Raw genomic sequence first — 5,536 nt, 5'->3', positions numbered from 1 at the left:
GGTATGGCTCGGAAGAAGTATCATTTCAACGTCAACAATTTTGAAAGTGGAGGCACCCGATGTGGTGAACGGCGAGTTCAATGCATCCATTTCCATATGCAATGCCACCGGCTTCAACAGCATAAATATGACGTTAATTTATGATGATACTTGTCTTTATCTGGAGGATATCGAAAATGGATATATAGGTAGCAAGGAAGTCAATGTTTCCTATAATGAAAAAGATGGGATATTAAGGATCATTGGGCGTATTTCAGGAATGGCAGATGGAAGCAGCGGCTGTATCTCAAAAATAAAATTCATTCCTAGGAAAGCAGGAATTACCTCTCTCAATATCTCTGATGTTACGATAAGCAATGCCTCGTCTCAGCCCATTACTGCATTCATAGAAAATAAAAGTCTGTTGATAGAGTCGGCAGAGTTAAATTTTCCTGTAGCAAACTTCTCGTGGATTCCGCCAGATCCTACAGACATAGATACTATACATTTCACAGACAATTCAGATGATCCTGATGGATTTGTTGTAAACTGGAGCTGGGACTTTGGAGATGGAAACATAAGCTACTTGCAAAATGCAACTCATAGTTATGTAGATGATGGTATTTACAATGTCACCTTAGAAGTGACAGATAATGAGGGTTTAATAGATAACATAAGCAAGAGGGTAACGGTAACAAACGTTCCTCCTTCAGCCAACTTTAATTATGTTCCCGAGCGTCCAACCGTTCAGGATACCATCCAATTTACAGATAATTCAAGCGATGCCGACGGTACAATTGTAAACTGGACATGGAGCTTTGGAGATGGAAATTATAGCTATGAAAAAAATGCAGCTCACAGTTATGCCTATGATGGTATGTACAACGTTACTCTTGCAGTAAAAGATGATGATGGAGCAACCAATACAACATCCAAGGAAGTAACAATACTTAAAATGCAATATAATATAACGGCATCTATTTCTCCGTCGAATGCAGGCTCTATCTTATTGAGTCCAGTCGGTGGAACATACGATGCTGGCACGGTTGTTACAGCCACTGCTCATGCGAACGCTGGCTATGAATTTGACCACTGGGGAGGAGATGCAGAAGGTACAAGCGCCTCAATCCAAATTACAATGAATTCAGATAAAAGCATAGTTGCTCATTTCACGGAAACTGTGGAACGATACACCCTGACCATATCTGTCAGCCCATCCGGAAGCGGCTCCATCATACTGGATCCATCCGGCGGCAAATATAATGAAGGAACAATGGTAACCGCTACAGCATCCCCGGCATCCAGCTATGAATTTGACCACTGGGGAGAAAGTATATCGGGGTATAGCAGACAGATACATATTACAATGAATTCGGATAAAAATATAATTGCATATTTTGTTTTCACTCAACCACCTCCTCCCCCAACCCGGTACACCCTGACGGTGAATGTCGAGCCAAGTAATGCTGGCAATGTCACTTTGAGCCCATCAGGGGGCACATATGATGAAGGAACAGAGGTGACTGCCTTTGCTAATGCCAATGAGGGTTACGAGTTCAGCCACTGGTCAGGAGCTGCGGGAGGAATCAATTCTACGGTAGAGATATTGATGAATAGTGACAAAACAGTAACAGCTCATTTTACAGCTATAATACAGCCCAATATGTTGCCTTCCATAGTTATTTCCTCGCCTTCCAATGGTTCAACTATTTCTGGAATTGTCACCGTTCAGGGAGAGGCAATGGACAGTGATGGACACGTACAAAAGGTGGAAATAAAAATTGATTCTGGCTCGTGGAAGCAAGTTACAGAGGCAAATCCATGGAGTTATTTATGGGATACCACTTCTGCCAGCAATGGGCAGCATACCCTATACGTAAGGGCTTATGATGGCAGGGATTACAGCAATATTTCTTCAATAAAAGTGAATGTAAGAAATGAGGAAGGGAAAAAATTTCCTGCCCTATATATTGCTGGAATGACAATAGCAATGATTGTAGCAGTCGGTGCGGTCCTTTTTGTTTATATGAGAAAGAGAAGGTGATATGCATTAAAATATCGCAAATTTATTTAAGGGGTGTGGGATTGTATCCATGATGAATGAGAAAGAGAGGGCACAGGTGGGCGTAGTTGTTGCAATACTCATGGTGTCTCTTTTCGTGGCAGTAATAGTACTCATTCAGGTATATTATGTTCCCAACTGGATGAAAGATAAGGAAGCAGACCATATGGACACGGTTGCAAATCAATTTTCAAATATAAAGTTCTCTATAGATTTGCAGGCAATGGCACAAATGGATGTGCCGATAACAAATTCTATTACGCTGGGCAGTAAAGAATTGCCGTACTTTGTATCTGCAAGGTCATTCGGCTCATTAAACGTTTTATCATCCAACTCCAGCAGTTTCAGCATCTCGGTTACATCGCAATCTGGCAAAGAAGAGAGGTTATATCAGCCAAGTCCATTTAACCCCGGGACTATCGATTATATAAGCAGCATTTCAACTTTTGAGATTGTTATAAGCGTACTTCACGACGGCGATACCTTCAATGTCTCAATAAACGGAAATAAAAACCTGGAAGTTGACGTATTTAATGATACTGGCAGTTTTAGGATAACACTAAAAACAATAAATAACACCCAGATTTTATTCAACCAAACAATTGCTTCCGGCATTTCCTCTCAGGAAGAATTCAGAGTAAATCTTCTCAATCCCGACTATAAATTTGCCACTGACGTGCTTCCATACGTGTCAACGCCTTACAACATCTCAGTGAATGGTTCCTCGAATGGAGATTTTGAAATCAAATGTTACAAATATGACAATGCCGTCATAGGCCCCTCTTACGACCTCGGCACGATAAGCTATCAATCTGAAAATGCCTACTTTGTAGACCAGACATATGTATATGAAGGAGGGGCCGTTGTATTGGGACAGCCCGGTAGCGGAGAAGCAATCATATCCCCACCTTTCTTTGATGTAAAAAATCTCACCACAAAATATGTAATCAATATATCTGCCATAAATATTGAAGGCATGGCAGGCAAGACGAGTGCAAGCGGTTATGGGACATACTCCATCAGAATAAATTATTCAAGTTACCGGGAATATAAAGCTCTGGCAAAGAACGTTACGATACGTATAAACACCAATTATCCTGTTGCATGGGAGAGATATTTGAATAACACCATGAATAGCTCAAAAATAAATTTCACGATAGACGTAAATGAAAGCAACAATTACATCTCACTGGTTATAGAAGGGCCACAGCAGGGAAGTGCGTATGACGTGGAGTTTTGCATTAGAATAACGAAAATATATGCCCAGGTTGGTCCCGGATGGGTTAGTTAAACCCCCCCTTCAGCAACGGGCTTCTTTATCTTTGTTCTTCTTCTCCCCACAGGAATTTTAATTACCGCTTTTTCCGATTCCAAGTCTACTTTACTTGTCACAGATGGCTGAAGGGCTTCCAATTTTTTCAATAATTTTTTCTTTCCTTCACCAACCAAAACATTTTCCAGCACATCTTTCAATGTTTCTACAGGTATAATCTCTATTTTATCCTTGTATTCATCCTCTATCAAAACATCCTGCGTGTTTGCTTTCGGTATAAGAACCTTCTTAAGGCCTGCCTTTGCTGCTGCTTCTATTTTGGCTGTAACTCCCCCAATTGGCAGTACGGTACCATGAACGCTTAGAGAGCCCGTCATTCCTACTTCTTGAGATAGTGGAACATTTTCCATCGCCGATATGACGGCCGTTGCAACCGAAATTGAGGCCGAATCGCCTTCAACTCCCTCATATGTCCCCACGAACTGTATGTGGATGTCTCTCTTCGATATGTCTTCTCCCATGTATTTTTTAAGTATGGCAGAGACATTCTGCACGGCCTCGTTTGCTATTTCTCCAAGCCGTCCAGTGGCTATTATCTTGCCTTCGGATTTTGAGCCAGCCGGTGTTACTTCTGCTACTATTGGAAGGATCAACCCGGAAAATTCACTCATCGAGGGGTCTGCCGACATTATGGCAAGCCCATTTACTGTTCCAATTTCCGCTCCACTTACCTTAAATGATTGATATACCTTTTTCATTTTAAGATATCTGTCCGCTACCTGCTGTTCCAATGAGCGGGCCATTTCCTTTGCCCTTATCACATGATCTGCCGTTACAATGTTCTTTTCTTCCTTAACCGCAAGGTCTCCGGCCACCCGTACAAGTCCTCCGAGTTCTCTTAGCCGTAAAGATAACCTTCCTTTCTGACCTGCCCTTCGTTGTGCCTCCCTTATAATCTCCGCCACAGCCCCTTTATTAAAGTGCGGTATCTTTTTGTCCTTAGCCACTTCCTGTGCAACAAAGCGAACAAGTTTCTTCCTGTTCTCGTCATTGTCCTCCATACGGCTTTTCACGTAGATTTCGTAGCCATATCCCCTTATTCTGCTCCTCAATGCAGGGTGCATCCCCTCGACTGCATCCAGATTTCCCGCGCACACCAGAATAAAGTCACAGGGAACATTTTCCGTCTTTACCATCGCTCCCGAGCTCCGCTCCGATTGCCCCGTTATCTGAAACTTTTTTTCTTGTATGGCCGTGAGCAAATGCTGCTGCGATGGCAAACTTAATGTGTTTATTTCGTCAATGTAAAGTACGCCTTTATGGGCTTTATGTATGGCCCCCGCTTCAACCCTCAAATGAGCAGGTGTCTCTAGCCCGCCCGCCTGAAATGGGTCATGGCGAACGTCTCCTAATAGGGCGCCGGAATGGGCAGCCGTGGCATCAATGAATGGAGGCACATCTCCCCCCTCATGGGAAACAAGAAGTTTTGGCACATCTTTCTCCTCTCTCCTCTGGATGATTCCGCCCCTCATTCCTATTAAATAAATCATGGCTGCCGCGATTATTCCAAATAATGCAATTGTAAGGTCTTCCATTATTATCGCCCCGATAAGGGCCCCTCCCACTATTAGGGCGAGTATGGTCGTCATCATCTGGGACTGCTGCTGCTCCCTCCTTCTCGCCTCTGCTTTCATTGATTCGACTATCTCCTTACCTTTTGTTGCCGGTACGACGCGGACGCGAGGTGTATTTGGGTCATCGGCATTCGGATAAACCAGCATGTCCTCTAACTCTTCTTTGGGTAAAAATTCTGTCATTGCCCTGGCTACCATTGATTTTCCAGTTCCCGGGTCGCCAATAAGCATGACATGCCTTTTCTGTCGTGCAGCCTGTCTTACGACATCTACGGCATGATCCTGGCCTATTACCTGATCCATTAACAGTTCTGGTATCTCCAAGCTTTCAGTCGTCTCTATCTCTTGCTTTTCCATCCATTCTTCTATTGGGACAATCTTTTCTTTTTTCACGTAATGGGACAAGAATTACTTTTATATAATATTTTTGCAGGCTGATGCGACGATGCCATATAGAAAATTAGTTAACTACTCCGGGCTGAAGCCCGAAGCGTATCACATGGGACTGGCAAAATCAATGAGTGTCATTTGACTTTCTGTTCTGATGCTCTGATAATAATCATAATCAACATTCGTCCAATGCTTTCC

3 protein-coding genes are annotated in these 5,536 nt (G+C 42.9%); 2 read left to right on the top strand and 1 reads right to left on the bottom strand.

Translation table 11 applies throughout. The features are described from left to right. Together U9O96_06055 and U9O96_06050 are read left to right on the top strand one after the other, a co-directional pair. The coding region (locus tag U9O96_06055) for a PKD domain-containing protein (protein MEA2054657.1) at positions 1 to 2,023 on the top strand (2,023 nt) is incomplete at its 5' end. Between the two features lie 49 nt (positions 2,024 to 2,072). After that, entirely contained in the window at positions 2,073 to 3,332 is a 1,260-nt protein-coding gene (locus U9O96_06050) for a hypothetical protein (protein ID MEA2054656.1), read from the top strand. Here U9O96_06050 and lonB read toward each other — a convergent pair. Next, complete coding sequence (lonB, locus tag U9O96_06045) at positions 3,329 to 5,305, bottom strand: ATP-dependent protease LonB (GenBank protein MEA2054655.1); 1,977 nt, start codon at positions 5,303 to 5,305, stop codon at positions 3,329 to 3,331. The two genes, U9O96_06050 and lonB, sit on opposite strands and share 4 nt — an antisense overlap. Between the last annotated feature and the right edge of the window lie 231 nt (positions 5,306 to 5,536).

The organism is Candidatus Thermoplasmatota archaeon (genome assembly GCA_034660695.1).
Taxonomy (GTDB): Archaea; Thermoplasmatota; E2; order UBA202; family DSCA01; genus JAYEJS01.
The sequence above is the reverse complement of the archived record's forward strand: the minus strand, read 5'-3'. Positions and strand labels throughout refer to the sequence as shown.